We start from the raw sequence: 646 nt of genomic DNA on the forward strand, positions 1-646 counted from the left end.
CTCTCCCAGTTCAGCCGGCAGCGCGAGCCTCGGCAATCAGCAGAAACACGTAAGCCATCGGCAGGATTGTGCAAACGATGCCGATGCGCTCGCCATTAGGCTTGCCCTGTGCAACCCCGATCATCAAAGGAGCCGTCATGAGCCAGACCCTCGGTTACGCCGCCCTCGACCCGAGCGCCCCGCTCGCCCCCTACTCGTTTTCGCGCCGCGAAGTTGGGCCTAACGATGTACGGATCGAGATTCTCTTCTGCGGCGTCTGCCATTCGGACCTGCATACCGCACGCAACGAGTGGAACAACACCCTGTATCCCTCCGTGCCCGGCCACGAGATCGTCGGCCGCGTGAGCGCGGTCGGCGCGAAAGTGAGCAAGTTCAAGGCGGGCGATATCGCCGGCGTCGGCTGCCTGGTCGACAGCTGCCGCAGCTGCTCCTCCTGTGGCGAGGGGCTGGAGCAGTATTGCGAGAACGGCTTCGTCGGCACCTACAACGGTCCGGCCTTCGGCGGTGGCGAGAACACACTTGGCGGCTATTCCGACAACATCGTGGTGGACGAAAAATACGTGCTGCGCATCAACCACACCGACAACCTCGCCGCCGTCGCGCCACTGCTTTGCGCGGGCATCACCACCTACTCGCCACTGCGCCA

General features: G+C 63.6%; 2 protein-coding genes. One reads left to right on the forward strand and one right to left on the reverse strand.

What is annotated here, in order from left to right:
- Positions 1–10: 10 nt before the first annotated feature.
- Positions 11–139, reverse strand: a complete 129-nt coding sequence (locus CXQ94_RS23805) for a hypothetical protein (RefSeq protein WP_258067309.1) — start codon at positions 137–139, stop codon at positions 11–13.
- Here CXQ94_RS23805 and CXQ94_RS23810 point away from each other — a divergent pair.
- Positions 138–646, forward strand: a 509-nt coding sequence (locus CXQ94_RS23810) for an alcohol dehydrogenase catalytic domain-containing protein (RefSeq protein WP_181034367.1), incomplete at its 3' end; no start/stop codon positions are given. The genes CXQ94_RS23805 and CXQ94_RS23810 overlap by 2 nt on opposite strands.

It is taken from the genome of Arthrobacter sp. GMC3 (assembly GCF_002929305.1).
Classification (GTDB): Bacteria; Actinomycetota; Actinomycetes; order Actinomycetales; family Micrococcaceae; genus Specibacter.

What these genes read in the sequence shown, in the direction of transcription:
- CXQ94_RS23805 (WP_258067309.1), bottom strand. Translation starts at nt 139, where the DNA reads ATGACGGCTCCTTTGATGATCGGGGTTGCACAGGGCAAGCCTAATGGC.